This window comes from Nocardioides sp. Z38_18 (assembly GCF_058215695.1).
The window spans coordinates 542,059-566,972 of sequence record NZ_JBZAJE010000001.1 but is presented as its reverse complement, the minus strand read 5'-3'; the positions used below and the strand labels follow the sequence as shown (position 1 = coordinate 566,972).

At 70.6% G+C, this 24,914-nt stretch carries 27 protein-coding genes; 18 read left to right on the top strand and 9 right to left on the bottom strand.

The window, feature by feature from the left end:
- Positions 1–3: 3 nt before the first annotated feature.
- The 15 genes from AC4BGC_RS02770 to AC4BGC_RS02700 all read left to right on the top strand — a co-directional run bounded on the left by AC4BGC_RS02770 (position 4) and on the right by AC4BGC_RS02700 (position 12,039).
- Positions 4–858: a flagellar hook protein FlgE gene (locus tag AC4BGC_RS02770; RefSeq protein WP_490554205.1), complete on the top strand. Its 855-nt coding sequence runs from the start codon at positions 4–6 to the stop codon at positions 856–858.
- 236 nt (positions 859–1,094) lie between these two features.
- Entirely contained in the window at positions 1,095–1,391 is a 297-nt protein-coding gene (locus AC4BGC_RS02765) for a flagellar FlbD family protein (RefSeq protein ID WP_490546258.1), read from the top strand.
- Positions 1,391–2,155, top strand: a complete 765-nt coding sequence (locus AC4BGC_RS02760; protein ID WP_490554204.1) for a motility protein A — start codon at positions 1,391–1,393, stop codon at positions 2,153–2,155. Before AC4BGC_RS02765 ends, AC4BGC_RS02760 begins: the two co-directional genes overlap by 1 nt.
- 1 nt (position 2,156) lies before the next feature.
- Positions 2,157–3,053, top strand: a complete 897-nt coding sequence (locus AC4BGC_RS02755) for an OmpA/MotB family protein (RefSeq protein WP_490554203.1) — start codon at positions 2,157–2,159, stop codon at positions 3,051–3,053.
- Positions 3,050–3,493 (top strand): flagellar basal body-associated FliL family protein, encoded by a 444-nt coding sequence (locus tag AC4BGC_RS02750; RefSeq protein WP_490546261.1) that lies wholly within the window; start codon positions 3,050–3,052, stop codon positions 3,491–3,493. The genes AC4BGC_RS02755 and AC4BGC_RS02750 overlap by 4 nt, the downstream gene beginning before the upstream one ends.
- Before the next feature lie 45 nt (positions 3,494–3,538).
- Positions 3,539–4,489: a flagellar motor switch protein FliM gene (locus tag AC4BGC_RS02745; RefSeq protein WP_490554202.1), complete on the top strand. Its 951-nt coding sequence runs from the start codon at positions 3,539–3,541 to the stop codon at positions 4,487–4,489.
- On the top strand, positions 4,486–5,292 hold the full coding sequence (gene fliN / locus AC4BGC_RS02740) for a flagellar motor switch protein FliN (RefSeq protein WP_490554201.1): 807 nt from the start codon (positions 4,486–4,488) through the stop codon (positions 5,290–5,292). Before AC4BGC_RS02745 ends, fliN begins: the two co-directional genes overlap by 4 nt.
- A gap of 2 nt (positions 5,293–5,294) precedes the next feature.
- Positions 5,295–5,747 carry a flagellar biosynthetic protein FliO gene (locus AC4BGC_RS02735; RefSeq protein ID WP_490554199.1) on the top strand — a complete coding sequence of 151 codons (453 nt, stop codon included), beginning with the start codon at positions 5,295–5,297 and terminating at the stop codon, positions 5,745–5,747.
- Positions 5,744–6,643 (top strand): flagellar type III secretion system pore protein FliP, encoded by a 900-nt coding sequence (gene fliP, locus AC4BGC_RS02730; protein ID WP_490554198.1) that lies wholly within the window; start codon positions 5,744–5,746, stop codon positions 6,641–6,643. The genes AC4BGC_RS02735 and fliP overlap by 4 nt, the downstream gene beginning before the upstream one ends.
- 8 nt (positions 6,644–6,651) lie before the next feature.
- The gene (gene fliQ, locus AC4BGC_RS02725) at positions 6,652–6,921 is read left to right on the top strand and encodes a flagellar biosynthesis protein FliQ (protein WP_490546266.1); all 270 of its coding nucleotides are present in this window, start codon (positions 6,652–6,654) and stop codon (positions 6,919–6,921) included.
- Positions 6,922–6,924: 3 nt separating this feature from the next.
- The gene (locus AC4BGC_RS02720; protein WP_490546267.1) at positions 6,925–7,692 is read left to right on the top strand and encodes a flagellar biosynthetic protein FliR; all 768 of its coding nucleotides are present in this window, start codon (positions 6,925–6,927) and stop codon (positions 7,690–7,692) included.
- Positions 7,693–7,695: 3 nt separating this feature from the next.
- Positions 7,696–8,856, top strand: a complete 1,161-nt coding sequence (locus AC4BGC_RS02715; protein ID WP_490554197.1) for an EscU/YscU/HrcU family type III secretion system export apparatus switch protein — start codon at positions 7,696–7,698, stop codon at positions 8,854–8,856.
- A gap of 74 nt (positions 8,857–8,930) precedes the next feature.
- Entirely contained in the window at positions 8,931–10,976 is a 2,046-nt protein-coding gene (flhA, locus tag AC4BGC_RS02710; protein WP_490546269.1) for a flagellar biosynthesis protein FlhA, read from the top strand.
- Positions 10,973–11,221, top strand: coding sequence for a hypothetical protein (locus AC4BGC_RS02705; protein ID WP_490554196.1), 249 nt, complete (start codon positions 10,973–10,975; stop codon positions 11,219–11,221). Before flhA ends, AC4BGC_RS02705 begins: the two co-directional genes overlap by 4 nt.
- 62 nt (positions 11,222–11,283) lie before the next feature.
- A complete protein-coding gene (locus tag AC4BGC_RS02700; protein ID WP_490554194.1) occupies positions 11,284–12,039 on the top strand; it encodes a hypothetical protein in 756 nt (251 codons plus the stop codon).
- 75 nt (positions 12,040–12,114) lie between these two features.
- On the opposite strand, the gene AC4BGC_RS02695 is transcribed toward AC4BGC_RS02700, so the two are convergent.
- Positions 12,115–12,549 carry a MarR family winged helix-turn-helix transcriptional regulator gene (locus tag AC4BGC_RS02695; protein WP_490546272.1) on the bottom strand — a complete coding sequence of 145 codons (435 nt, stop codon included), beginning with the start codon at positions 12,547–12,549 and terminating at the stop codon, positions 12,115–12,117.
- 272 nt (positions 12,550–12,821) lie between these two features.
- Between AC4BGC_RS02695 and AC4BGC_RS02690 the strand changes: the two genes are divergently transcribed.
- Positions 12,822–13,235: a hypothetical protein gene (locus AC4BGC_RS02690; protein WP_490554193.1), complete on the top strand. Its 414-nt coding sequence runs from the start codon at positions 12,822–12,824 to the stop codon at positions 13,233–13,235.
- A 3-nt stretch (positions 13,236–13,238) separates the two neighbouring features.
- Here the strand turns inward: AC4BGC_RS02690 and AC4BGC_RS02685 are convergent, their stop codons facing one another.
- The 3 genes from AC4BGC_RS02685 to pdxH form a co-directional block, all read right to left on the bottom strand.
- On the bottom strand, positions 13,239–15,287 hold the full coding sequence (locus tag AC4BGC_RS02685) for an ABC transporter ATP-binding protein (RefSeq protein WP_490554192.1): 2,049 nt from the start codon (positions 15,285–15,287) through the stop codon (positions 13,239–13,241).
- Positions 15,284–17,020 (bottom strand): ABC transporter ATP-binding protein, encoded by a 1,737-nt coding sequence (locus AC4BGC_RS02680; protein ID WP_490554191.1) that lies wholly within the window; start codon positions 17,018–17,020, stop codon positions 15,284–15,286. Before AC4BGC_RS02680 ends, AC4BGC_RS02685 begins: the two co-directional genes overlap by 4 nt.
- 82 nt (positions 17,021–17,102) lie before the next feature.
- On the bottom strand, positions 17,103–17,759 hold the full coding sequence (pdxH, locus tag AC4BGC_RS02675; protein ID WP_490554190.1) for a pyridoxamine 5'-phosphate oxidase: 657 nt from the start codon (positions 17,757–17,759) through the stop codon (positions 17,103–17,105).
- A gap of 131 nt (positions 17,760–17,890) precedes the next feature.
- Between pdxH and AC4BGC_RS02670 the strand changes: the two genes are divergently transcribed.
- Positions 17,891–19,021: a citrate synthase 2 gene (locus AC4BGC_RS02670; RefSeq protein WP_490546277.1), complete on the top strand. Its 1,131-nt coding sequence runs from the start codon at positions 17,891–17,893 to the stop codon at positions 19,019–19,021.
- Between the two features lie 18 nt (positions 19,022–19,039).
- On the opposite strand, the gene AC4BGC_RS02665 is transcribed toward AC4BGC_RS02670, so the two are convergent.
- A complete protein-coding gene (locus AC4BGC_RS02665) occupies positions 19,040–19,579 on the bottom strand; it encodes a GNAT family N-acetyltransferase (RefSeq protein ID WP_490554189.1) in 540 nt (179 codons plus the stop codon).
- Here AC4BGC_RS02665 and serC point away from each other — a divergent pair.
- Positions 19,578–20,711 (top strand): phosphoserine transaminase, encoded by a 1,134-nt coding sequence (gene serC, locus AC4BGC_RS02660; protein WP_490554187.1) that lies wholly within the window; start codon positions 19,578–19,580, stop codon positions 20,709–20,711. The two genes, AC4BGC_RS02665 and serC, sit on opposite strands and share 2 nt — an antisense overlap.
- Before the next feature lie 42 nt (positions 20,712–20,753).
- On the opposite strand, the gene AC4BGC_RS02655 is transcribed toward serC, so the two are convergent.
- The 4 genes from AC4BGC_RS02655 to AC4BGC_RS02640 form a co-directional block, all read right to left on the bottom strand.
- On the bottom strand, positions 20,754–21,818 hold the full coding sequence (locus tag AC4BGC_RS02655) for a hypothetical protein (protein ID WP_490554185.1): 1,065 nt from the start codon (positions 21,816–21,818) through the stop codon (positions 20,754–20,756).
- 8 nt (positions 21,819–21,826) lie between these two features.
- Complete coding sequence (locus AC4BGC_RS02650) at positions 21,827–23,035, bottom strand: class I SAM-dependent methyltransferase (RefSeq protein ID WP_490554184.1); 1,209 nt, start codon at positions 23,033–23,035, stop codon at positions 21,827–21,829.
- A gap of 95 nt (positions 23,036–23,130) precedes the next feature.
- Positions 23,131–24,408 carry an MFS transporter gene (locus AC4BGC_RS02645; RefSeq protein WP_490546282.1) on the bottom strand — a complete coding sequence of 426 codons (1,278 nt, stop codon included), beginning with the start codon at positions 24,406–24,408 and terminating at the stop codon, positions 23,131–23,133.
- On the bottom strand, positions 24,405–24,872 hold the full coding sequence (locus tag AC4BGC_RS02640; RefSeq protein WP_490546283.1) for a MarR family winged helix-turn-helix transcriptional regulator: 468 nt from the start codon (positions 24,870–24,872) through the stop codon (positions 24,405–24,407). Before AC4BGC_RS02640 ends, AC4BGC_RS02645 begins: the two co-directional genes overlap by 4 nt.
- Positions 24,873–24,914: the final 42 nt, after the last annotated feature.

Below are 24,914 nucleotides of genomic sequence, written 5' to 3'. Positions count from 1 at the left end.
CCCATGCTTCGCTCACTCTTCGCCGGCATCAGCGGCCTGCGTGTCAACCAGACCATGCTCGACGTCACCGGCAACAACATCGCCAACGCCAACACCGTCGGCTTCAAGTCCAGCACCACCGTCTTCTCCGACACGCTGAGCCAGATGCTCACCGCGGCGTCGGGGTCCAACACCGCCCGCGGCGGCACCAACCCGGTCCAGGTCGGGCTCGGCGTCCAGGTCGCAGGCACCACGACCAACTACAACCAGGGAGCCCCGCAGAGCACCGGCCGGGCCACCGACCTGATGATCCAGGGCGACGGCATGTTCGTGGTCCGCAAGAACGGCGAGCAGCTCTACACCCGCGCCGGCTCGTTCACCTTCGACGAGACCGGCGGGCTGGTCAACCCGACCGGCGGCCGGGTCCAGGGCTACGCCCTCGACGGCAACGGCAACCCCACCGGCGGGCTGGTCAACGTCTCGCTCGACTACAGCGGGTTGACCCCGCCGGTCCCCGCGGGGGTGCAGATGACGTCGTACAACATCGCTGGCGACGGCAAGCTGCGTGCGGTGTTCTCCGACGAGACCCAGCGCGACATCGCCCAGCTGGCGATGGCCAACTTCAACAACCCGATGGGGCTGGAGAAGGTCGGTGAGACCTCCTTCCGGGAGACCGCGAACTCGGGCGCGCCCCAGGTCGGCCTCCCGGGTACCGGCATGAACGGCGACCTCGTCGGCGGCATGGTCGAGATGTCCAACGTGGACCTCGCCGTGGAGTTCACCAACCTGATCCTGGCGCAGCGCGGGTTCCAGGCGAGCTCGCGCGTGATCACCACCTCCGACCAGGTCCTCGAGGACCTCGTCAACATCAAGCGCTGACCCTGCCGAGAGCACCCTGGCGCCCCGCGAGTCCGCGGCGCCAGGGTGCTCTCGCACGTCCGCCCGGCTCCTCCCCGCGCCACTGCTGCGACAACTGCTTCGGTCGCCCTGCACAAAACCGCCTTTTTCGGACACCTTTTTCGGTCAACGGCTCAGGTCTGGGCGGGCGCGGCCGATGGATCAGGCACCTGGCCACGGATGGCCGCTCACAGGTGTAGGCACAAGGAAGGTGCGTCGTGATAGCGCTCACGCGAATCTCAGGTCAGCCGTTCGTCTTGAACTGCGACCTCATCGAACGAGTCGACTCGACGGCCGACACCGTGATCACGCTGGTCGACGGCAAGAAGTACGTCGTCCTGGAGTCCCCCACCGCCGTGACCGAGGCGATCCGGCGCCACCGCAGCGAGATCATCACGCTGAGCCGCTACCTGCAGCCGGTCGACGTCGGCCTGGACGCCGACGGCCACTGCGGTGAGCCGACCCCCTCGGTCCCGCACCTGTCCCCGGTCACCCCGATCTCGCGGGAGGTGTGATGGATCCGGCACCCGCCATCGGCATCGGCGCCGCCTTCGCCGTCGTCGTCACCGCGAACGTGCTCGAAGGGGGCGACCCGACGAGCCTGTTGCTGCTCCCGCCGATCCTGCTCGTCTTCGGCACCACCCTGCTGGTCACCATGGCTGGCGGCACGATGCACGACGCGAAGACGGCCGTCTCCTCGGCCAAGCGTGCCTTCACCGGCAAGGCCGAGTCCCCCGAGGACCTCGTCCCGCAGGTGGTCACCCTCGCCGAGCGCGCCCGCCGCGAGGGGCTGCTGGCCCTGGAGGACTCCGTCAAGGAGGTCGATGACGACTTCCTGCGCCGTGGCGTCACCATGGCCATCGACGGCACCGACCCCGAGGAGCTGCGCGAGATCCTCGAGTCCGAGGTCTACGCCAAGCGTGCCGCCGACAAGCAGGCGGCGAAGTTCTACGCCGACGCCGGCGCCTACGCGCCCACCATCGGCATCATCGGCACCGTCATGGGCCTGGTGCACGTGCTGGAGAACCTGGCCGCGCCCGAGGAGCTCGGGCACCTCATCGCCGGCGCGTTCGTGGCGACCCTGTGGGGCGTCACGTCCGCCAACGTGATCTTCCTGCCGCTCGGCAACCGCCTCAAGCGGCTCGGCGAGCTCGAGGCGGCCCGGATGGAGGTCACCATCGAGGGCGTCGCGGCCATCCAGGCCGGGTCGAACCCGCGCGTGGTCGCGCAGAAGCTCCGCTCGCTGATCATCGGGGGCAGCCAGGAAGAGGCGGCCTGAGATGAGCCGCGGCAAACGTCAGGCTCCGCACGAGGAGCACGAGAACCACGAGCGCTGGCTGGTCACCTACGCAGACATGGTGACGTTGCTGATGGTGCTGTTCATCGTGATGTTCGCGATGAGCCAGGTCGACGAGAAGAAGTTCAACGCCCTCAAGGTGGGTCTCGCGGCCGGGTTCGGCCAGTCGACCTCCATCCTCGACGGGTCGAGCAGCCTCCTCGAGCAGCCCGGCACCGCCATCGCGGCGCCGATCGCCCCCGCGGAGCTCGCCAGCGACCTGCCGCCCAAGCAGCAGGCCGCGGTCGCCCAGGCAGTGGAGCGCAACGACCGTCTCCGCCAGCAGCGTGAGTACGCCGACGCCGAGGTGGAGGTCGACCGGCTCGAGGGCATCCGCAAGCGGCTCTACGAGGCCCTGAAGAAGGCCGGCCTGCAGGACGACGTACGTACCGCGCTGGACGAGCGCGGCCTGGTGGTCAGCCTGGTCTCGCGCCACGTGGTCTTCCAGAACGACGTCGCCGAGCTCTCCCCCCGTGGCCGCAGGGTGGTCGACACGATCGCCCCGGTCCTGGCCGAGCTCGACGAGTCCCTCTCCATCGACGGGCACACCAACCAGGTGAAGGTGAAGCCGAAGTACTTCCCGACCGACTGGGAGCTCTCGGCCGCCCGGGCCGTGCGGGTGCTGCGGTACCTCAACGAGACCTGGAAGCTCCCCAACAAACGGATGACCGCCAGCGCGTTCGGCCCCGAGCGGCCCATCCTCGACCCGGCCAAGCCCGGGTCCCAGGAGGTCAACAAGCGCGTGGACATCGTCATCCACTCGTCGCTGCCGGCCCAGACCCGTTCCCTGATCAAGCAGGTCCTCAGCACCCACGACCTCCCCGGAGGAGAGCCCTCATGACCATCACTGCCATGCCCACGAGCCCGCCGGCCCAGGGCACCGACGGCGCGGCCCCGGCCGAGAGCAAGAGCCGGAAGAAGATCGTCGTCATCGTCCTCATCCTGGTGCTCGCCGCCGGCGGCTACTGGAAGTTCCGGCCCCAGCCCCCGGCCCCGCCGAAGCCCGGCGAGGTGATGACGCTCGACCCGATCCAGATCAACCTGGCCGGTGCGCACTACCTGCGCCTGGGCCTGGCGCTCCAGCTGTCCGACAAGGCCCACGAGGCCGACGGCAGCAAGGCACTGGACGCGGCGATCAGCGAGTTCAGCGGGCGCGACCTCGCCGAGCTCACCGACCCGAAGAAGAGGGAGAAGCTCAAGAAGGACCTCGAGCACGAGCTCGGGGAGCGCTACCACGGGGACGTGATGGAGGTGTACTTCACGGAGTTCGTCACCCAGTGAGCTGAAAAGGCTCAGGTCGGGTCCACGCCGGTCGATACGACGGGCGTGAACCCCGCATCCTCACCCTCCCGCGCCACCGGGGGTTCCGTCCTGCCCGAGGGCCGCGAGCGGTCCAAGGCGGTCGCGTACGACTTCAGCCGGCCGATCCAGCTCTCCCGCGAGCACGCCCGCATCCTGCAGGTGGGCCTGGACAGCTTCGCGCGCCAGGCGACGACCCTGATCACCTCGTCCCTGCGGACGGTGTGCTCGCTGACGCTGCTCTCGGTGGAGCAGCGCAACTACGGCGAGTACGTCGACGGGCTGCTCGCGCCGACGTACATGACCATCTTCACCGCGGACCCGCTGGCGGGTCGCGGCGTGCTCGAGATGCCGGTCAAGGCCGCGATGACCTGCATCGACCACATCCTCGGCGGGCCCGGCTCCGACTCGCAGCCGCTGCGCACGCTGAGCGAGATCGAGAGCACCGTGATGACGCGGCTCATCGAGCGCCTGCTGGCCGAGATGCGCTACTCGATGGGGAACGTGCTCGAGTTCGACCCCGTGATCCAGGGCGTCGAGTACAACGCGATGTTCGCCCAGGTCGCCGCCGCCTCCGACGTGGTGGCCGTCGCGACCTTCGACCTCCGCATCGGCGAGCGGCCGCACCGGGTGACGCTGTGCCTGCCGTTCAGCGAGCTGCTCCCCTACCTGGTGGCCGCGGCGGCACCGGCCCCGGTCTCCGACCGCGAGCGCGCCACCCGGGTCCGCTCGGCCGAGCTGCTGCGCCGCCAGTTCGAGTCGGTACCGGTCGACATCGCCGTCCGCTTCCGGACGACGCACGTCTCCCCCGACTCGCTGGGCGAGCTGGCCGTCGGCGACGTCATCCGGCTCAGCCACCCCGCCGCCGCACCCCTCGACGTCACCACCGACGACACCGTCTTCGCCCACGCCACCCCGGGCTCGAAGGGTCCGAAGCTCGCCGCCCTCGTCGTGGGCGCCCCCAAGGAGGACCGATGACCACCCAGCTCCCCACCGTCGACACCACGATCGCAATCGCGGCCGCCACCCTCGCCTCGGGCGTGCTGCCCTCGGTGCAGCCACTGATCGTGGCAGGCGCCCAGGTCGGCACCGCCGAGGTCGGCGCCGGCTTCCCCGGCGCGGTGGTCGCCCGCCTCACCGGTCACCCCACCGCCCGGATCGGGATCCTCGTCGGTGACGAGCTCGTCGGCGCCCTCGCGTCCAGCCCGACGCCAGGGCTGCGGCTCGCCGCCGCGGTGCAGCCCGCCGTGGACGCCGTGGCCCTCACCGTGGGCGCCACCGCCGAGGCGGCCACCGACGTCGACCCCGGCTCCCTGGCCGCCGAGCTCGGCGGGCCGTTCACCGTCGTACCGCTGATCGGCGCCGGCGCCGCCGCCGCGATCGCCGTGACCAACGACGTCCTCGTCGCCGCGACCACCGAGACGGGTCAGTTCTCCACCGCCACCAGCGCGGCCGCCGCGAACGCCCCGACCGTCCCGCCGGCCGCCGTCACGCACCAGCCACTGACCGGGAACCCACAGCCCGGGGTGGCTCCGCGACGCGGCATCGAGATGCTGCACGGCGTCGACATGGAGCTCACGGTCGAGCTCGGGCGCACCCGGATGGCCGTGCGCGACCTGCTCGCCCTGGCACCCGGCGACGTCCTCGAGCTGGACCGCGCAGCGGGCAGCCCCGCCGACCTCCTGGTCAACGGCCGACTGATCGCCCGCGGCGAGGTCGTCGTCGTGGACGAGGACTTCGGACTCCGGATCACCCAGATCCTCGACTCCAGCGCTGGGTGACCATGGTCGAGCTGGCAGTACGACTGGTCTTCTCACTCGCCGTCGTCATCGGTCTCCTCCTCATCACCGTCAAGGTGGGAGGACAGAAGTTCCGTCCCCGCAACGGCGCCCTGGTGCGCGTCGTGCACCGTCAGGCGCTCAGCCGGGGAACCGCGGTCGCCGTCGTACAGGTCGGCAGCCGCGTGCTGGTGCTCGGCACCACCGAGCACCAGGTCAACGTGCTCGCCGAGCTCGAGGAGGGCGAGCTCGGCGAGCCGGCAGAGGTCGTCACGGCCCCCGCCGCGCGCGACGACCACGCCGAGGTCACCGACCTCGACGACGTCGCCGCCAGGCAGCCCCTCCCGTCCCTGCCGAAGGAGCGGTCGCTGGCCGCCACCGGTCCGCTGGCCGGCTCGGTGCTCTCCGCCGAGACCTGGCGCCAGGCGATGGCCGTCGCCACCGGACGCGCCTCGTGAGCACGGTCCGGCGCGCGCTGCTGCTCCTGTCGCTGCTGTTCGCCGGGTTCGTCGTCTCTATCGCCGTGCTGCCGGCCACTGCCGGCGCGGCCACCAGCCCGGCCACCAGCCCGGCCATCAGCACGGCCGGCGTCAGCCAGGTGAGTACGCCGAGCCTGCTGCCCGCCGCGCCCGGTGACCCCGGCGAGCCCGACGGCCCGGAGGGGCCGGACGGACCCGCGGAGCGAAACCAGACCGACGTCAACGTCAACCTGAGCGGCCTCACCGACAAGCCGAGCACCTCGGTCTCGGTCATCCTCACGATGACCCTGCTCTCGCTGCTGCCGGCGATCGTGCTGACCTGCACCAGCTTCACCAAGATCCTGGTGGTGCTGGGCCTGACCCGCAACGCGCTGGGGCTGCAGCAGTCGCCGCCCAACCAGGTGCTCGCCGGCCTCGCGCTGTTCCTGAGCCTGTTCATCATGACCCCGGTGCTCAGCGGCATGAACGACGCGGGGCTCAAGCCCTACATGGACGGCGACAAGACCTCCGCGCAGGCCTGGGAGGACGGCTCGGAGCCGCTCAAGGAGTTCATGCTGGACAACACCGAGGACGAGCAGCTCGAGCTGCTCACCAACGTGGCCAAGCGGGAGCTGCCCAAGAACCGCGCCGACGTCGGGCTGAGCACCCTGATCCCCGCGTTCGTGCTCAGCGAGCTCAAGCAGGCCTTCATCATCGGCTTCATCGTGTTCATCCCGTTCCTGGTGATCGACATCGTCGTCGCCGGAGCGCTGATGGCCCTGGGCATGATGATGATGCCGCCCGTGATGGTCTCGCTCCCCTTCAAGCTGCTGCTCTTCGTCCTCGTCGACGGGTGGGGGCTGCTGATCAAGTCACTCATCTCGAGCTACGGGTAGGTGCCTCGATGACAGACACCACGATCATCGAGCTGGCGATGAGGACCATGATGGTGGCGCTGAAGCTCTCGGCGCCGATCCTGGTCACCTCGCTGGTCATCGGCTTCGTCATCTCGATGTTCCAGTCGATGACGCAGATCCAGGAGTTCACGCTGTCCTTCGTGCCGAAGCTGATCGGCGTCGGGATCGCGCTGCTCGTGTGCGGCAACTGGATGCTGCACACGCTGATGACCTTCACCATCGACCTGTTCGAGGGCCTTCCGGCCATGCTGGGCTGACCGGTGGAGATCACGGTCCCGGGCGACGCGCTCATCGGGTACCTGCTCGCCTCGGTACGGATCGTGTCGTGGCTGGCCGTCGTACCCCCGTTCTCCTCGCGAGCGGTGCCCAACACCGCCAAGGTGATCCTGTCCCTGGGACTGGCCTTCGCCGTCGCCCCCGCACTGAAGGACACCGCGCTGCCGACCACGGCCCTCGGCCTGGCCGCCGAGACCGCGACCCAGGTCGCGATCGGGGCCTCGATGGGCTTCGTCACCTTCATGCTGCTCGCCGCCATCGCGGCCGCCGGCGCCATGATCGACGTCTTCGGCGGCTTCTCGCTGGCCCAGGGCTTCGACCCCCTCGGGATGAACTCCAACACCGTCTTCGGCACCTTCCACCAGATGCTCGCGACGAGCATCCTGTTCGTCACCAACGGGCACATGCTCGTGCTGGGCGGCCTGCTCAGCACCTTCCGGTTCCTGCCGGTCGGCGCCAACCCCGACACCACGCACGCCACGGAGGTGATCGGGTCGGCCTTCCGGGTCTTCTTCACGACCGCCGTGCAGATCGCGCTGCCGCTGATCGCCGTGCTGTTCATCGCCGACCTCGGGCTGGCGCTGCTGACGAAGGTCGCGCCCCAGCTCAACGCCATCAATGTGATGTTCCCGGCCAAGATCGGGCTGACGCTGCTGCTGCTCGGGCTCTCCTTCCCGGTGCTGCCGCCCGCCGTGGCCAGGCTGACCGACCTCGCCCAGCAGGCGATGGCCGTGATGTCCGGGGCGGGGTGAGCGATGAGCGCAGGTAGCGGCGGCGGGGAGAAGACCGAGAAGCCCACTCCCAAGAAGCTCAAGGAGAGCCGCAAGGAGGGCCAGGTCGCACGGACCCAGGACCTGGGCGGCTGGGCCTCGATCCTGCTGTTCGGGCTGGCCCTGCCGATCCTGCTCAAGCACGAGCTCACCGCGCTGTGGGAGCTGCTCGAGCGGACCCTCGCGCTGACCGAGAACCCCTCCACCTCGGTGGCGCTGGACCTGCTCGGCGAAGGCGCCCGGCACGCGTTCTTCGCGCTGGTGCTGCTCGGCGGGCTGGTGATGGTGGTCGGCGTGGCCTCCGCGGTGGCCCAGGGCGGGTTCGTGCTGGCGACCAAGTCCGCCAAGCCGAGCGCCGCGAAGCTGGACCCGATCAAGGGGGCCAAGCGCATCTTCGGCCCGCAGGCCGCCTGGGAGGGCGTGAAGATCCTGCTCAAGAGCACGGTGGTCGCCCTGCTCGCCTATCTCGCCATCCGTGACCTGATGCCGCTGGTGGGCGGCCTGGTGCCGATGCAGGCCACGCTCGAGCAGCTCTCGCAAAGCGTCTTCGCGATGATTCGCAACATCGCCCTGGCGGGTCTGGTCCTGGCCGCCGCCGACTACGCGATGCAGCGGCGCCGCGTCGGCAAGCAGACCAGGATGAGCAAGGAGGAGGTCAAGCAGGAGCACAAGCAGGCCGAGGGCGACCCGATGCTCAAGGGCGCGATCCGGTCACGCCAGCTCGCCGCCTCGCGCAACCGGATGATCGCCGACGTGGCCACTGCCGACGTCGTGCTGGTCAACCCCACCCACGTGGCCGTCGCGCTGCGCTACGAGTCCGACAAGGGCGCACCGCGGGTGGTCGCCCGGGGCGCCGGCGCCATCGCGGCCAAGATCAGGGAGCGTGCCGTGGAGGAGCGGGTCCCGCTGGTCAGGGACATTCCGCTCGCCCGGGCGCTCTACTCCTCCACCCAGGTCGGTCAGACGATCCCGGGCGAGCTGTTCGCCGCGGTCGCCACGGTCCTCGCGTTCGTGATCAGCAGGCGCACCACCGGTCAGTACGGCGGCGAGCACCGGTCCCCCCGGCGCCAGGACGACCTGCCCGCCGTACTCCCCAACGGACGACGTCCCCGGATCTCCTCAGCATCTCCACCCGCCGGCCGATAGGACCCACGTCGCCAGGAGGGCGGGCACCGGTGCCAGGACGGCGCAGCGATCTAGTTGTCCCCGAAAGGCTCTCCGTGCCGCTGAAGCGTCTGACCCAGCTGGGCGTGCCCGTCGGCGTCGTCCTCATCGTGGTGATGCTCGTCGTACCGCTGCCCGCGATGGTCCTCGACCTGCTGATCGCGCTGAACATCGTCGCGGCGCTGCTGATCCTGCTCACCGCGATGTTCATCCACCGCCCGCTCGAGTTCGCCGCCTTCCCGGCGGTGATCCTGGTGATGACCCTGTTCCGCCTCGCCCTGAACGTGAGCGCGACCCGGCTCGTGCTCCTCGACGGGTACGCCGGCAAGGTGATCGACACCTTCGGGCACTTCGTCGTGGGTGGCTCCCTGATCGTCGGCCTGATCGTGTTCGCGATCCTGCTCGTGATCCAGTTCGTGGTCATCACCAACGGCGCCGGCCGCGTCGCCGAGGTGGGCGCGCGGTTCACCCTCGACGCGATGCCCGGCAAGCAGATGGCCATCGACGCCGATCTCAACTCCGGCCTGATCGACGAGGACGAGGCGCGCAGGCGGCGTCGTGAGGTGCACGCCGAGGCCGACTTCTACGGTTCGATGGACGGTGCCTCGAAGTTCGTCAAGGGTGACGCGATCGCGGCGATCATCATCACGGTCGTCAACCTGCTCGGCGGCTTCGCCGTCGGCGTCGCGCAGAAGGGGATGCCCTTCGGTGAAGCGGTCGAGACCTACAGCCTGCTCACCGTCGGCGACGGCCTCGTCTCCCAGATCCCCGCACTGCTGCTCTCGGTGGCCACCGGCCTGATCGTCACCCGCAACACGGGCGAGGACGACATGGGCTCGGACATCCTTCGGCAGGTCACGGCCCAGCAGGTGCCGCTGCGGGTGGCCGGCTTCGCCGGGCTCGCCCTGTGCCTGATCCCGGGCCTGCCCAAGCTGCCGTTCATCGTCGCCGGCGGGGTGATGCTGCTGGCGTCCACGCGAGCGGGCAAGAAGCCCGAACCACCGGAGCCCGAAGCCGCCCTGGCCCTCACGTCCGGGGAGCAGGAGACGCCGGAGGACCTCGCCCTGGAGATCCAGGTCGACCCCCTGGCCCTGGACCTCTCCGCCGACATCGTCGACCTCGTGGACCCCAACGTGGGCGGCGACCTGCTCAGCCGGGTCAAGGCCCTGCGCCGCAAGATCGCCGCGGACATCGGCATCGTGATCCCACCGCTGCGGACCCGGGACAGCCTCGACCTGCCCGCCCAGACCTACGCGATCAAGCTCTTCGGCGTCGAGGTCGCCCGGGGCGAGGCGCCGCGCGGACAGGTGCTCGCGATCGGCGAGTTCCTCGGCTCCCTTCCCGGTACGCCGACCCAGGAGCCGGTCTTCGGCCTGGACGCCAAGTGGATCGCCTCCGAGCTGCGCAGCCAGGCCGAGCTCAGCGGTGCCACCGTCGTCGACCGGCCCTCCGTGATCACCACCCATCTCGCCGAGGTGGTGCACCAGCACGCCGCGCGCCTGCTGGGACGCGAGGACGTGCGCCTGCTGACCGACGTCGTCAAGCGCAGCCACCCGGTGGTCGTCGAGGAGCTCACCCCGGCCCAGCTCAGCCTCGGCGAGGTGCAGCGCATCCTGCAGGCCCTGCTCGACGAGGGCATCTCGATCCGCGACCTGGTCCGCATCTTCGAGGCGATCTCGCTGCGCGCGCAGAGCACCAAGGACCCGGACACTCTCGTGGAGAGCGCCCGGGTGGCGCTCGGCCCCGCGATCGTGGCCCAGCACACCAGCGCCGACACCGTGAACGTGATCAGCCTCGACCCCCGGCTCGAGCAGCAGATGCTCGAGGCCCAGCGCCAGACCGAGGCCGGCACCATCCTCGCGCTCGACCCCGACACCGGCCAGCGCGTGCTGACCCAGGTCGACCAGCTCGTCCGCGAGGCCCAGAACGCGAACACCAACCCCGTCGTCGTCTGCGCCCCGCAGATCCGGGCGTCCCTGCGCCGGTTCCTGCGGCCGACGATGCCCCGGCTGCCGGTGCTGTCCTACTCGGAGCTGATCGGCACCGGGCAGGTCCGCTCCGTCGGCGTGGTCGTGGTGGAGCGCCTGGCGGTCACCCGATGAGCGCTCCCCTCGGCCTGGTGCTCGGCACCAGCCTGGTGGTGGCCTCACCGGTCCTGTGGATGGTGCACGAGGGCAGCCTGAGCGCCACGGTCGCGCTGCAGCGCTGGGGCATCTGCCTGGTGGTCTGCTGGGTCGCGATCTCGGTGATCGGCGGCCTGGCGTTCCCGGACACCCGCAAGGGCGCGGCCGCCGCCGTACCGCCGGAGTCCGCGCAGCCGGAGGCCGAGCCCACCGTCGCCGTGTGAGATCGGTCAGAGCGGGTGGGCACGGCTTGCCTCGGTCCGGGTGTCACGGGCAGGGTGGCCCGATGGAGGACGCGTTGCTGGTGCCGTCGCGCTACTGCGGGCCGGCGAAGTCGGGCAACGGCGGCTACGTCGCCGGAGCCCTGGCTGCTGAGCTCGGGGACACCGCGGGCCGGGCCGTGACGGTCAGGCTCCGCCAGCCCCCACCCCTGGACGCGACGATGCGGATCGTCCGCACCGATGACGGGCTCGAGCTCACCTTCGGCGGCGCCGTGGTCGCACAGGCAGCCGGGTCCGAGGTCGACGTCGAGCCGGTCGAGGCGGTCCCGTGGGACCAGGCGGTCGCGGCGAGCGCGTCGTACCCCGGGCACCGCTCGCACCCGTTCCCCTACTGCTTCTCCTGCGGCACCGAGCGGATCGACGGGCTGCGGATCTTTCCCGGCGAGGTGCCCGCCGTCCGCGACGGACGCACGCGGGTGGCCGCGCCCTGGGTGCCCGAGGACACCTCGGGCACTCCCCTGCGCGAGTACGACGACACCGCCGCCCGGGCCTGCCTGGCCGTGACGTGGTCGGCGCTGGACTGCGTCGGGGGCTGGGCCGGGGACCTGACCGAGCGGCTGATGGTCCTGGGGCAGATGACCGCCATCGTCGACGACCTTCCCGTCACCGGGGAGCCCCACGTGGTCACCGGTGAGCACCGCGGCTCCGAGGGGCGCAAGACCTTCACCGCCTCGACGCTGCACGACTCCGACGGGCGCATCGTCGGCCGTGCCGAGCACACCTGGCTCGCCGTCGACCCGGCGACCTTCAACGGCCCCTGAAACGCCCCTGACGGCCTCTGACGCCCTCTGAAACGCCCCTGACGGCCTCTGAAAACGGCCTTCAACCGCTGAGGGTCACTCCAGGGTGGCGTTGTAGGCCGTCAGCGAGCGCACGAACTCCCGCAGCTCCTCGTCGGTCCAGCCGTGCAGGCGCTCCCCGAGCGCCTGCCGACGGACCTCGGCGATGTCGGCGAGGCGCCGGTGCCCCTCCTCGCTGACGGTGAGGATCATCGCGCGCCGGTCGTCGCTGTCGCGGGCCCGCTCGATCAGCCCGAGGTCGAGCAGCACCTGGACCTGGCGGCTCACCGCGCCCTTGTCGATCGAGAACACCTCGACGAGGTCGCTGGCCCGCCGCGGACCCGAGTCGTGCAGGGCCATCAGGATCGAGTAGGCCACCGGGGGCAGATCCGGGTGCAGCATCCGGGCGCGGTCCGCGATCACCCGCCGCAGCCGGCGCGCGAGCACGCTCATCTCGTGCTCGAGGGCTCGCAGGGTCTCGTCGTCGGCCACGGCCTCACCCTACAAATGTGTGCGGAATGCAGCGACCCGCAGGTGTGGCTTCGAGAAGCCGCTCGGGGGACGTTCCCGATTCACCTGCGGGTCGGGTGACTGCTTTGGATTCACCAGCGCGCTCTCGCACGGCTGGCCGGCGGGCTGCTAGCGGGCAGCCACCTCACGCGTCCTGAAAGAAATCATTCTTCGGACCACCTCCTTTCCCGTGTCCCACCACCGTAGGTCGTCGCGAGGCGTGACTCAACGGGTTTTCGGGTATGCACCCACGCATGAGCGAACAACCAGAAGACGCGACCGCCGACTCCGCGCCCGAGCCCGACGCCGGCTCCGGCAGCGACTCCGAGGAGTCCAGCTCGATCGAGCTCGAGGAGAGCGAGCCCGGCGAGGTGGGCGACGACAAGCTGCCCGAGGACCTGCAGCCGACCGAGGACAACCCGCTGGCCCGCCACCCCGGCCAGACCGGGAACGACGAGGACAAGATCGGCGCCGATGTCGAGGGCACCGACGCGGAGAACCCGTCGACGAACACCACCTACGGCAGCGGCCCCGACGACGGCGGCGCCTCGCAGGCGGAGCAGGACTCCTCCGACGACGCTCCCGGTGAGTCCGAGAACAGTGAGGTCAAGGCGGAGGAGGACGACGGCTCCTCGACGCTGGACAACGGCGGCGGCGGAGCCGGCTGACCCCTACCCGCCGGTGGCCGTGGGTGCGGCGAACTGGGCGTTGTAGAGCCGGGCGTAGGCGCCGTCGGCCAGCAGGAGCTCCTCGTGGGTGCCCTGCTCGACGATCGCCCCGTCCTCCATCACCAGGATCAGGTCCGCGTCGCGGATCGTGGAGAGCCGGTGGGCGATCACGAACGAGGTCCGGTCGCTGCGCAGTGCCGCCATCGCCTGCTGCACCAGCAGCTCGGTCCGGGTGTCCACCGAGCTGGTCGCCTCGTCGAGGATCAGCAGTGCGGGATCGGTCAGGAACGCGCGTGCGATCGTGACCAGCTGCCGCTCGCCGGCGGAGAGGTTCGAGCCCTCCTCGTCGATGACGGTGTCGTAGCCCTCCGGCAGCGAGTGCACGAACCGGTCCACGAACGTCGCCCGGGACGCCTCGAGGATCTCCTCCTCGGTGGCGTCGGGACGGCCGTAGGAGATGTTGTCGCGGATCGTGCCCTCGAAGAGCCAGGTGTCCTGGAGCACCATCCCGATCTGGCTGCGCAGCGCCGCCCGCGGCATCGTGGAGATGTCCACCCCGTCGAGGGTGATCCGGCCGCCGTCGACGTCGTAGAAGCGCATCACCAGGTTGACCAGGGTGGTCTTGCCGGCGCCCGTGGGGCCGACGATCGCGACGGTCTCCCCCGGCCGGGCGACCAGGGAGAGGTCCTCGATCAGCGGGACGGCCGGGTCGTAGGAGAACGTGACGTGCTCGAAGGACACCTGCCCCCGGCGCGACCCTGCCGGTGCCGGAAGACTGTCGGAGTCGGCCGGCTCCTCCTCCGCGTCGACGAGCTCGAAGACCCGCTCCGCGGACGCGACCCCCGACTGGAGCAGGTTCATCATCGAGGCCACGGTGGTCAGTGGCTGGGTGAACTGGCGGGTGTACTGCACGAAGGCCTGCACCTCCCCCAGGGACAGGGATCCCGAGGCGACCCGCAGCCCGCCGATGACGGCGATCACGACGTAGTTGAGGTTCCCGATGAACATCATCGCCGGCATGATCAGGCCCGAGACGAACTGGGCGCCGAAGCTGACCTTGTAGAGCTCGTCGTTCTCCTCCGCGAACGTCCGCTCCACCTCCTGCTGCCGGCCGAAGACCTTCACCAGCGCGTGGCCTGAGTAGGCCTCCTCGATCTGCGCGTTCAGTCGTCCCGTACGGCGCCACTGGGCCACGAACTGCCCCTGCGAGCGCTTCATGATCGCCCGCGTCAGCAGCAGCGAGACCGGCACCGAGACCAGGGCCACCAGCGCGAGCAGCGGGGAGATCCAGAACATCATCCCGAGCACGGCGAACACCGTGAGCAGCGAGGTCATCAGCTGGCTCAGCGTCTGCTGGAGGGTCTGGCTGACGTTGTCGATGTCGTTGGTGACCCGGCTGAGCAGCTCGCCGCGCGGGGATCGGTCGAAGTAGTTCAGCGGCAGCCGGTTGATCTTCTCCTCGACGTCCTGCCGCATCCGGTGCACGGTGTTCTGCACGACCCGGTTGAGCACGATGCCCTGGAGCCATCCCAGCAGCGCCGCCCCGACGTACACCGCGAGCACGGTGAGCAGCACGTTGCGCACCGCGACGAAGTCGACGCCCTGGCCGGGCACGATGTGGTCCATCCCGGCGAGCACGTCGGCGAGCTTGCTCTCACCGCTGTTCCGCAGCCGCTCCACCGCCTGCGCCTGGGTGGACCCGGCGGGGACGAAGTTGCGGCTGAACATCCCGGAGAACACCAGGTCGGTGGCGTGGCCGAGGATGCGCGGGCCGACCGAGAGCAGCAGCACGCTGCCCACGCCGAGGAGCACCACCACCACGGCCTTGGCGCGGTCCGGGCGCATCTGGGCGACGAGCCTCTTGGAGGACGGGATGAACGTCATCGCCTTCTGCCCGACCATGCCCCCGCCCATGGGGCCGCGGCCGGGGCCGCCGGCGGGCGCCTCGATCCGCTCGGTGGCCTCGAAGCCGGCCTGCTTGTCCTTCACGGCCGGGGAGTCCGCCGAGGAGTCGACCGGGGCCTCGACCGGGGCCTTCTCGCCCGGGCTCATGCCGCCTCCTCCGCGGTCAGCTGCGAGGTGACGATCTCCTGGTAGGTGCCGCAGGTCTCGAGCAGCTCGTGGTGGGTGCCGCGTCCCACCACCCGGCCGTCCTCGAGCACCAGGATCAGGTCGGCGTCGATGATCGTGGTCACGCGCTGGGCCACGATCAGCGTGGTCGAGTCGCGGGTCGTCGGTCGCAGCGCCGCCCGCAGCCGCGCGTCGGTGGCGAGGTCGAGGGCAGAGAACGAGTCGTCGAACAGGTAGATCCCCGGCTTGCGGACCAGGGCCCGGGCGATCGCGAGGCGCTGGCGCTGGCCGCCGGAGAAGTTCGTGCCTCCCTGGACCACCGGCGCGTCGAGCCCCTCGGCGAGGGACTCGACGAAGTCGCGGGCCTGGGCGATCTCGAGGGCGGCCCACAGCTCGTCCTCGGTGGCGTCGGCCTTGCCGTACTCCAGGTTGCTGCGGATGGTCCCGGAGAACAGGTAGGCCTTCTGGGGCACCAGCCCGATCTGGGACCAGAGCGCGTCCGGGGCGATCCGGCGTACGTCGGAACCACCCACCCGGACCACGCCCGAGGTCGCGTCGAAGAGCCGCGGGATGATGTTGACCAACGTCGACTTCCCGGCACCGGTGGACCCGATCACCGCCACGGTCTGTCCCGGTCGAGCGGACAGGGACACGTCGCTGAGCACCGGGGACTCCGCACCGGGGTAGGAGAACGTCACGTCCTCGAGGTCGAGCCAGCCGCGCCGGGCGGGGTCGGGCAGCTCGGGGTCCTCCGGCGGCGGCACCGAGGTCTGCGTGTCCAGCACCTCGACGATCCGGTCCCCGCAGACCGAGGCCCGCGGCACCATCATCAGCATGAAGGTCGCCATCATCACCGACATCAGGATCTGCATCAGGTAGGACAGGAACGCGGTGAGCGCCCCGACCTCCATCTGGCCGTCGTCGACGCGGTGCCCGCCGAACCAGATCACCGCGACGCTGGAGACGTTCACCACCAGCATCACCAGCGGGAACATCGTGGCCATCCACCGCCCGGCCCGGACCGAGACGTCGGTGAGGTCGTCGTTGGCGCGACGGAAGCGGGCGGCCTCGTGGGGCTCCCGGACGAACGCCCGGATGACGCGGATGCCGGTGACCTGCTCGCGCAGGATCCGGTTGACCTCGTCGATGCGGACCTGCATCCGGCGGAAGTTGGGCACCATCCGGCTGACCACGAGGCCGACGCTGAGGAACAGCGCGGGCACGACGACGGCGAGGATCCAGCCCAGGCCGAAGTCCTCGCGCAGGGCCATCACCACGCCGCCGACCATCATGATCGGGGCGGAGACCGCGATGGTGCAGGCCATCAGCACCAGCATCTGCACCTGGGTGACGTCGTTGGTGCTCCGGGTGATCAGCGACGGGGCCCCGAACTCCTGGACCTCCCGCGCGGAGAACGTGCCCACGCGCCGGAACAGCGCGGCCCGCAGGTCGCGGCCCAGGCTCATCGAGGTCCGGGCGCCGAACCAGACGGCGCTGACCGAGCTGGCCGCCTGGACCAACGTGACGGCGAGCATCACCCCGCCGGCACGGACGATGTAGCCGGTGTCGCCGGTGGCCACCCCGCGGTCGATGATGTCCGCGTTCAGGCTGGGCAGGTAGAGCATCGCCACCACGCCGACGAACTGCAGGACGACGACGGCGGCCAGCCAGGACCGGTAGGGCTGGAGGTACTCGCGGACGAGGCGCAGCAACATCTCAGCCCTCCCTTCCCTGGTCCCCGGGAGGCGTCACGCCGGTCTCGCGCCTGATCTGCTCACTGCGGGTCACCTGACCACACTAGGGAGCAAGGCGCGACGTGCCCCAACCATTTGTCCCGCGTCGGTAGACCAGTCGGTCGTGCAGCCGGCCCTTGCGTCCCTGCCAGAACTCCACCAGGTCCGGCAGCACGCGGTAGCCGCCCCACCGGGGCGGGAGCGGGACCGGGTCGGCGTCGGCGAACCTGCCCTCGACCTGCGCGTACAGGTCGTCGAGCTCGTGTCGCGAGGACACCTCCTGCGACTGCGGCGAGGCCCACGCGCCGAGCTGGGACTCGCGGGGCCGCACCGAGAAGTAGGCCTCGCTCTCCTCCTGCGAGACCGGGGTCGCGGTGCCCTCCACCCGGACCTGGCGCTGCAGGTCGTGCCAGGGGAAGAGCAGCGCGACCGCGGGGTTGGCGGCGAGGTCGTGGCCCTTGCGGGAGTCGTAGTTGGTGTAGAACACGAAGCCCTCGTCGAGCCCCTTGAGCAGCACCATCCGGGACGACGGGCGTCCCTGGTCCGAGACGGTGCTCACGACCATCGCGTTGGGCTCGTGCACCCCGGCCGCGACCGTGTCCTCGAGCCAGGCCCGGAACATCTCGACGGGGTCGGGCCGCAGGTCTGGAAGGTCGAGCCCGCGGTCGCCGTACTCCCTCCTGAGGGCGGCAAGGTCGGCACCGTTCGGCTTCTCGCTCATCCTCCGAACCTAGCGCCAGCGCCCCGGCCGAAGTCCGCAACTGGGTACCCAGCGTGACGGCGCGCACAGGAGTAGGCATGATGTGACAGTCCGCGACACTGCCGGACAGCCACTCGAAGGAGTCGTCACCAATGACCGAGGTACACCACGGCCTGGAGGGCGTAGTCGCCTTCGAGACCCAGATCGCCGAGCCCGACAAGGAAGGGTCCGCGCTCCGTTACCGGGGCGTCGACATCGAGGAGATCGTCGGCCGGATCCCGTTCGAGAAGGTCTGGGGCCTGCTCATCGACGGGTCCTACGACCCGGGTCTTCCCCCCGCCGAGCCGGTCAACCTGCCGATCCACACCGGCGACGTCCGCGCCGACGTCCAGGCCGGTGTCGCGATGCTCGCACCGATGCTGGGCATGAAGCAGACCTACGACATCTCCGACGAGGAGGCCCGCACCGACCTCAGCCGCGTCGCGGTGATGGTGCTGTCGTACGCCGCCCAGTCCGCTCGTGGTCTCGGCCTGCCGATCGTCCCCCAGCGCGAGGTCGACAAGGGGAACACCCTCGCGGAGAAGTTCATGATCCGCTGGAAGGGCGAGGCCGACCCCGCCCACGTCAAGGCGATCGACGCCTACTGGAGCTCGGCCGCCGAGCACGGGATGAACGCCTCGACGTTCACCGCCCGGGTGATTACCTCCACCGGCGCCGACGTCGCCGCGGCGTTCTCCGGCGCGATCGGCGCGATGAGCGGCCCGCTGCACGGCGGAGCCCCCTCCCGCGTGCTCGGGATGATCGAGGACGTCGAGAAGACCGGCGACGCGAAGGCCTACGTCAAGAAGCTGCTCGACGACGGTGAGCGCCTGATGGGCTTCGGCCACCGCGTCTACCGCGCAGAGGACCCCCGGGCCCGCGTGCTGCGCCGCACGGCCAAGGAGCTCGGCGCCCCTCGCTACGAGGTCGCCGAGGAGCTGGAGAAGGCCGCGCTCGCCGAGCTCAAGGAGCGCCGCCCCGACCGCGTCCTGGAGACCAACGTGGAGTTCTGGGCGGCGATCGTCCTGGACTTCGCCGAGGTCCCGGCCAACATGTTCACCTCGATGTTCACCTGCGCCCGCACCGGCGGCTGGTCGGCGCACATCCTGGAGCAGAAGACCACCGGCCGGCTGATCCGGCCCTCGGCGATCTACGTCGGCCCGGGCGAGCGTCCGGCCAGCGACATCGAGGGCTGGAACCCTGCGTGGGGCGACACCGACGCCTCCGAGGAGCCCGTCGCCTGATCGTCCGACGGCCCGGGGTCAGGTGCGGCGATCGCCCTGCCCCCGGGCCGTTGCGCGCTCCGGGGTGGGCGCCAGGCTGCGCGCGAAGCAGCGCGAGAGCGGCGCGTCCTTGTAGAACCCGAACCCGGGGATGCGGACGTAGCCCGAGGACTCGTAGAGCGAGATCGCCTCGGGCTGGCGGATCCCGGTCTCGAGCACCATCACCTGCGCCCCCGCTTCGCGGGCGGTCTGCTCGAGATGGGCCAGCATCTCGCGGGCCAGGCCCAGGCGCCGGCCGCTGGGGGCGACGTACATCCGCTTCACCTCGGCGCTGAGCCGGGTGCCGTCCACCTCGACGTCCTCGCGCCGGCGCCAGGCGCCGGTGGCCACCGGCCGGTCCTGGAGATAGCCGACGAAGAAGGCGCCCATCGGCTCCTCGAAGTACGTCGGGTCGATCGGGGTCTCGTCACGCCCGCCGTAGCGCCGGACGTACTCCTCCTGGACCTCCTCGACGAGGACGGCCGCGTCCGGATGGGTGATCGGCAGCCGTTCCACCCGCCAGCCCGAGAGGTCCACCATGACTGACAGAATAGGGACCGTGACCGACATCGTGATCCCCGAGGAGCTCAAGCCTGCCGACGGACGATTCGGAGCCGGACCCTCGAAGATCCCTGTCGGCGCCCTGGACGCGCTGGCCGCGACCGGCACCTCCCTGATGGGCACCTCGCACCGGCAGGCTCCCGTGCGCAACCTGGTCGGGCACGTCCGCGAGGGGCTCGGTGACCTGTTCTCGCTCCCCGACGGCTACCAGGTCGTGCTCGGCAACGGCGGCTCCACCGCGTTCTGGGACATCGCCACCTTCGGGCTGATCCGGGAGAAGAGCCAGCACCTGAGCTTCGGCGAGTTCGGCTCGAAGTTCGCCCAGGCCGCCACCGCGGCCCCCTTCCTCGCCGACCCCACGGTGATCAGGAGCGAGCCCGGTTCGCGGCCCGAGCCGGTGGCAGAGGAGGGCGTGGACGCCTACGCGTGGGCTCACAACGAGACCTCGACCGCGGTGATGGCGCCCGTCCGGCGGGTGGCCGACGACGACTCGCTGGTGCTCATCGACGCGACCTCCGGCGCCGGAGGGCTTCCGGTGGACCTCAGCGAGGCCGACGCCTACTACTTCGCGCCGCAGAAGGCCTTCGCCTCCGACGGCGGACTGTGGATCGCCCTGATGTCGCCGGCCGCCCTGGACCGGGCGGCCTCGATCGCGGCGAGCGGCCGCTGGATCCCCGCGTTCTTCGACCTGCCCACCGCCATCGAGAACTCGGCGAAGAACCAGACCTACAACACCCCCGCGGTCGCGACGCTGTTCCTGATGGCACAGCAGCTCGACTGGATGAACGGCCAGGGCGGGCTCGACGCGATGGTCGCGCGGACCACGGCCTCCTCCCAGGCGCTCTACGGGTGGGCCGAGCGCACGTCGTACACCACGCCGTACGTCGTCGACCCGCAGCACCGCTCGCTGGTGATCGGCACCGTCGACCTCGACGAGGCGATCAGCGCCGACGCGGTCGCGGCGACCCTGCGGGCCAACGGCATCGTGGACACCGAGCCCTACCGCAAGCTGGGGCGCAACCAGCTCCGGATCGCGATGTACCCCGCGGTCGACCCGGCCGACGTCGAGGCGCTCACCGCGTGCGTCGACTTCGTGGTCGAGCGCCTCTGACCTGACCCGACCCCAGCTCGCGGCCGCCGCACCGGCGCAGGGTCAGTCCGACCGGTGGCGCAGGCCCAGGCCGATGCCCGAGGCGCCCACGCCGACGACGCCCAGGATCGCCCACATCAGCCAGGGGTCGGGCATCTCGAACCCGGCCCGGTCCTGCTCGCCCGGCGGCGGCTCGGGTGTCGGCACGGGACTGGCCGTGGACGAGGGGGTCGGGGCGGTCGGGGTCGCGGAGGCCGACGGGCTCGCCGAGGGCGTACCCGAAGGGGTGGCCACCGGGGTCGCTGCCGAGGTCGCTGCGGGTGCGGCAGCCGGCTGTCGCATCCGCTGCACCACGGCCGCGGGGAGGGACACCTCGTGCACCACCGCGCGCACGCCCTCGCTGCTCAGCCGGATCCGCCCGGTGGGCCCCACGGAGATCCCCTCGCCCTGGGGCTGGGGTGGGAGCGCGAAGGTCCCGACGGGTGCGAAGCCGGGGAAGGTGTAGACGCTGGCCTGTCCGGGGCCACGCACGATCACGTGGCGCCCGTCGGGCAGCATCGCGGCGTCCGTGGCGAGCTCGGCCACCCGGCCCACCGGCTCGAGCCGGTTCACCTTCGTGCGGCTCAGCCGGGCCGGGGCCCGGAAGACGGCGCCGCCGGAGAACGCCTTGGTGATCACGTGCAGGCGACCGGAGCGGTCCGCGAACAGGGACTCCGCGTCCCTGGAGCCACCGGGGTAGGCGAAGCGGTAGGTCGCGGCGACCCGGGTGGTCCGTCCGGGCAGCAGCTTGACTCGGTGGACGCTGACCCACTTGCGCCGGGCGCGGTTGTCCCCGATGTCACCGACCCAGACCGACCAGCCCCCGGCGGGGGCGAGGGCCTCCACGTCGACCAGGTCGGCGCGGTACCTCGTCGTGGCGACCGTGGCGCCGGTCGCCGCGTCGAGGAGGTAGAGCACCGGTCGGCCACCGGAGTCGTTGGTGGTGACCATGGCAGAGCCCAGGTCGACGAGCCCGCTGGACTCGTCGATCCGGGTGTCGCTGAACGCGAAGGCAGGACCGTCGTTGCCGTGGGCTGCCGACGCAGGGACCGACACCATCCCCCCGGTCAGCAGCGCAGCGATGAGCATGCGCCACCTCAATGCGGATCCCCCTCGTTCAGCAGCTCCGCCAGCTGCGGTGTGAGGTGCCACGAGGACACCAGCACGTCGTACTCGTCCTGGGCCTGCCTTGACGGAGCAGTCCCCGTACGCACGGCTCGCAACAGGGTGTTGCGCGGAGTGTGCACGCTGTCGACGAACTCGACGACGTCGACTCGGTAGCCGACCTGTCGGAGAATCCCTGCCCGCAGGGCGTCGGTCAAGGTATCGGCCAGACGTTCGCGAAGAATGCCGTCTCGGGTCAAACTGGTGTAGCCCACCGGTGTCGGATTTTCCCGTAATTGTCGAGAAATATCGTGATGACAGCACGGTGCTGCTAGCACCAGTTCCGCCTGCCAGCCGATGGCCCGGAACAGGGCGTCGTCGGTGGCCGTGTCGCACGCGTGCAAGGCCAGCACGACGTCGGGATGCTCCTCCAGGACCACGTCCCGGATGCCCGCGGTGAGGAAGGTGAGCTCATCGGCCACGCCGAGCTGCTCGGCGACCTCGGTGTTGTGCCGACGCGACTGCTCCTTGACGTCGACCCCGATGAGGTGCACCGGCAGCTGCTCGCGCAGCCAGGCGTGAGCCGCGAAGGTCAGGTAGGCGTTGCCGCAGCCGAGGTCGACGACCCGCAGCGGGTTCTCCGGCGTCGGCGTGCGCAGCCTCCCCGCCCGGGTGGCCTCGTCGATGGCCGCCGAGAGCGAGCGCAGGAACTCCTCGACCTGGCGGTACTTCGCCTGGCGCGACGGCTTAACCCGCCCCTGGGCGTCGGAGATGCCGAGCGCGCGCAGCACCGGGTGGTCACCGGGCAGGAGACGCTGCTTGGCGTGGTCGTGGCCGCGCTCGGGGACCACCGGCTGCTCCCGGTCCGTGGAGTGCGTCAGCGGCCGCCGCTTCTTGGTCACCCGGAGCTGGTGGGTCTGCGTGGTGGTCTCGACGTGCCAGTTGGCGAAGGGCTGGGCGAACAGCTCCTCGAGGGCGGCTGCGACGTCCTCGTGGTTCGTGACGTGGGCCTGGGTGTCGTCGTACGCCGTGACCTGGAGGCGCCTGCCGGCCTTCAGGTCGACGTAGCGCAGCTCCACGCGGCGCCACCGGGGCTCCGGCTCCCCGCGGCGCCGGCCCGAGGCCAGGGCGCGGACGAGGTGCTCCTCGTCGGCCACGAGGTCGCGCAGCCGGGTGAGTGCCAGCGAGAGTTCCTCGGCCATCACAGCCCCGCTCTACTTGCTCAGGGCTGCGATCACCACGATGAGGATCAGCCCACCCAGCGCGACCGGAATCACCATGCGGCGGTAGCGGGGGTTCATGCCGGCGAGTCTATGGGCTCGGCAAGCGGCGCCCGACCGACCGTCACCTGGGGCTCGACGAAGCCCCGGCGGCGGGTGAAGATCGCCATCGCGAGCAGCACCCCGAGGATGGTCAGCCCGCCCCCGCCGATCAGCGTCCACCGGGCGCCGAACTGCTCACCGATCCAGCCGATGAACGGCGAGCCGATCGGCGTACCCCCCATGAACACCATCAGGTAGAGCGCCATCACGCGGCCCCGCAGGTGGGGTGCGGTGGCCAGCTGCATCGTGGTGTTCGCGGCCGTGATCATCGTCAGCGCGCTGAACCCGAGGAGCGGGACGATCAGGGCGAACGTGAGGTACGTCGGCACCAGGCCGGCGAGGATCTCGACCACCCCGAAGACCAGCGCGGCGCCGGCGACCAGCCGCAGCCGGATCCGGACCCGGCGAGCGGCCAACAGGGCTCCGGTGAGCGATCCGACCGCCATCGCGGAGCCGAGCAGGCCGTACTCGGTGGCGCCCTTGTCGAAGACCTGGGTGGCCATCAGCGCGGAGGTCATCTGGAAGTTCAGGCCGAAGGTGCCGGCGAAGAACACGATGGTGAGCACCAGCATCAGGTCCGGGCGACCGCGCAGGTAGCGCACGGCGTCGCGGATCATCCCCTTGTGCCGTGGCTCGGGCGGACTGGTGTTGAGGTCGGCGACCACCATCCGACGCAGCGCGAACACCACCGCCGCGTAGCTGAGGCCGTTGAGCAGGAACACCCAGCCGGTGGCCTCCGCTCCCCCGCCCAGCGCGCCGATCAGCAGCCCGGCGATGGCCGGCCCGGCCACCCGGGCGGCGTTGAAGGACGCGGAGTTCAGGCCGACGGCGTTGCTCAGGTCGTCGGGGCCCACCATCTCGCTGACGAAGCTCTGCCGGGCCGGGGCGTCGAAGGCCGAGCCGACCCCGAAGACGAACGCCAGCACGTAGACGTGCCAGACCTCCACGGTGCCGGTCACCGCGAGCGTGCCGAGCAGCAGCGCGGTGAGCCCCATCACGACCTGGGTCACCTGGAGCAGCCGGTGCTTGGGGAACCGGTCGGCGACCAGCCCGGCGTACGGCGAGAGCAGCAGCGCGGGCAGGAACTGCAGCCCCGTGGTGATGCCCAGCGCGACACCGTCGTTGGTGGCCAGCACGACGACCAGCCAGTCCTGGGCGACGCGCTGCATCCAGGTGCCGGTGTTCGACACGACACCACCCGTGGCGTACAGGCGGTAGTTGTGGTTGTGCAGGGAGCGGAACGTAGGACTCAAGTAGTGGCCAACCTCTGGATCAGTGGCGCGGCCTCACGCAGGAGGGCGCGCTCGTGCGGAGTGAGCTCGCGCAGTCGCTGGCTCAGCCAGGCGTCGCGCCGCCGGCGGCCGGCAAGCACGGCCTCCCGCCCCTGATCGGTCAGGTCGACGAGCACCTGCCTGCCGTCGCTGTCGTGCGGCCGGCGGACGACGTACCCCTGCTCGACCAGCCAGTTCACCGTCCGGGTCATCGACGGCGGCCGCACGTTCTCGTGCGCAGCGAGCGCACCGACGGTGCACTCGCCCTCACGGAACAGGATACCGAGCGCGCTCGACGCGGTGCTGGTCAGCGGGTCGTCCGGGTCCCGCTCGTTGCGCAACCGTCGGGACAGCCGCGCCACCGAGAACCGGAGCTCACTGGCCAGCCCACCCTCGGACCGCGACGTCTGCGGCCGGGGCTGCGGCGACTGCGTGACTGAAGACATATCGTTAGCATAAGTCATTACCCCCGCTAACCATTCCCTGAG

What these genes read in the sequence shown, in the direction of transcription:
- AC4BGC_RS02750 (WP_490546261.1), top strand. Translation starts at nt 3,050, where the DNA reads ATGACCATCACTGCCATGCCCACGAGCCCGCCGGCCCAGGGCACCGAC.
- fliN (WP_490554201.1), top strand. Translation starts at nt 4,486, where the DNA reads ATGACCACCCAGCTCCCCACCGTCGACACCACGATCGCAATCGCGGCC.
- AC4BGC_RS02770 (WP_490554205.1), top strand. Translation starts at nt 4, where the DNA reads ATGCTTCGCTCACTCTTCGCCGGCATCAGCGGCCTGCGTGTCAACCAG.
- AC4BGC_RS02760 (WP_490554204.1), top strand. Translation starts at nt 1,391, where the DNA reads ATGGATCCGGCACCCGCCATCGGCATCGGCGCCGCCTTCGCCGTCGTC.
- AC4BGC_RS02755 (WP_490554203.1), top strand. Translation starts at nt 2,157, where the DNA reads ATGAGCCGCGGCAAACGTCAGGCTCCGCACGAGGAGCACGAGAACCAC.
- AC4BGC_RS02705 (WP_490554196.1), top strand. Translation starts at nt 10,973, where the DNA reads ATGAGCGCTCCCCTCGGCCTGGTGCTCGGCACCAGCCTGGTGGTGGCC.
- AC4BGC_RS02685 (WP_490554192.1), bottom strand. Translation starts at nt 15,287, where the DNA reads ATGAGCCCGGGCGAGAAGGCCCCGGTCGAGGCCCCGGTCGACTCCTCG.
- AC4BGC_RS02690 (WP_490554193.1), top strand. Translation starts at nt 12,822, where the DNA reads ATGAGCGAACAACCAGAAGACGCGACCGCCGACTCCGCGCCCGAGCCC.
- AC4BGC_RS02650 (WP_490554184.1), bottom strand. Translation starts at nt 23,035, where the DNA reads ATGGCCGAGGAACTCTCGCTGGCACTCACCCGGCTGCGCGACCTCGTG.
- AC4BGC_RS02665 (WP_490554189.1), bottom strand. Translation starts at nt 19,579, where the DNA reads ATGGTGGACCTCTCGGGCTGGCGGGTGGAACGGCTGCCGATCACCCAT.
- AC4BGC_RS02655 (WP_490554185.1), bottom strand. Translation starts at nt 21,818, where the DNA reads ATGCTCATCGCTGCGCTGCTGACCGGGGGGATGGTGTCGGTCCCTGCG.
- fliQ (WP_490546266.1), top strand. Translation starts at nt 6,652, where the DNA reads ATGACAGACACCACGATCATCGAGCTGGCGATGAGGACCATGATGGTG.
- AC4BGC_RS02670 (WP_490546277.1), top strand. Translation starts at nt 17,891, where the DNA reads ATGACCGAGGTACACCACGGCCTGGAGGGCGTAGTCGCCTTCGAGACC.
- AC4BGC_RS02640 (WP_490546283.1), bottom strand. Translation starts at nt 24,872, where the DNA reads ATGTCTTCAGTCACGCAGTCGCCGCAGCCCCGGCCGCAGACGTCGCGG.
- AC4BGC_RS02680 (WP_490554191.1), bottom strand. Translation starts at nt 17,020, where the DNA reads ATGTTGCTGCGCCTCGTCCGCGAGTACCTCCAGCCCTACCGGTCCTGG.
- serC (WP_490554187.1), top strand. Translation starts at nt 19,578, where the DNA reads ATGACTGACAGAATAGGGACCGTGACCGACATCGTGATCCCCGAGGAG.
- pdxH (WP_490554190.1), bottom strand. Translation starts at nt 17,759, where the DNA reads ATGAGCGAGAAGCCGAACGGTGCCGACCTTGCCGCCCTCAGGAGGGAG.
- AC4BGC_RS02715 (WP_490554197.1), top strand. Translation starts at nt 7,696, where the DNA reads ATGAGCGCAGGTAGCGGCGGCGGGGAGAAGACCGAGAAGCCCACTCCC.
- AC4BGC_RS02700 (WP_490554194.1), top strand. Translation starts at nt 11,284, where the DNA reads ATGGAGGACGCGTTGCTGGTGCCGTCGCGCTACTGCGGGCCGGCGAAG.
- AC4BGC_RS02735 (WP_490554199.1), top strand. Translation starts at nt 5,295, where the DNA reads ATGGTCGAGCTGGCAGTACGACTGGTCTTCTCACTCGCCGTCGTCATC.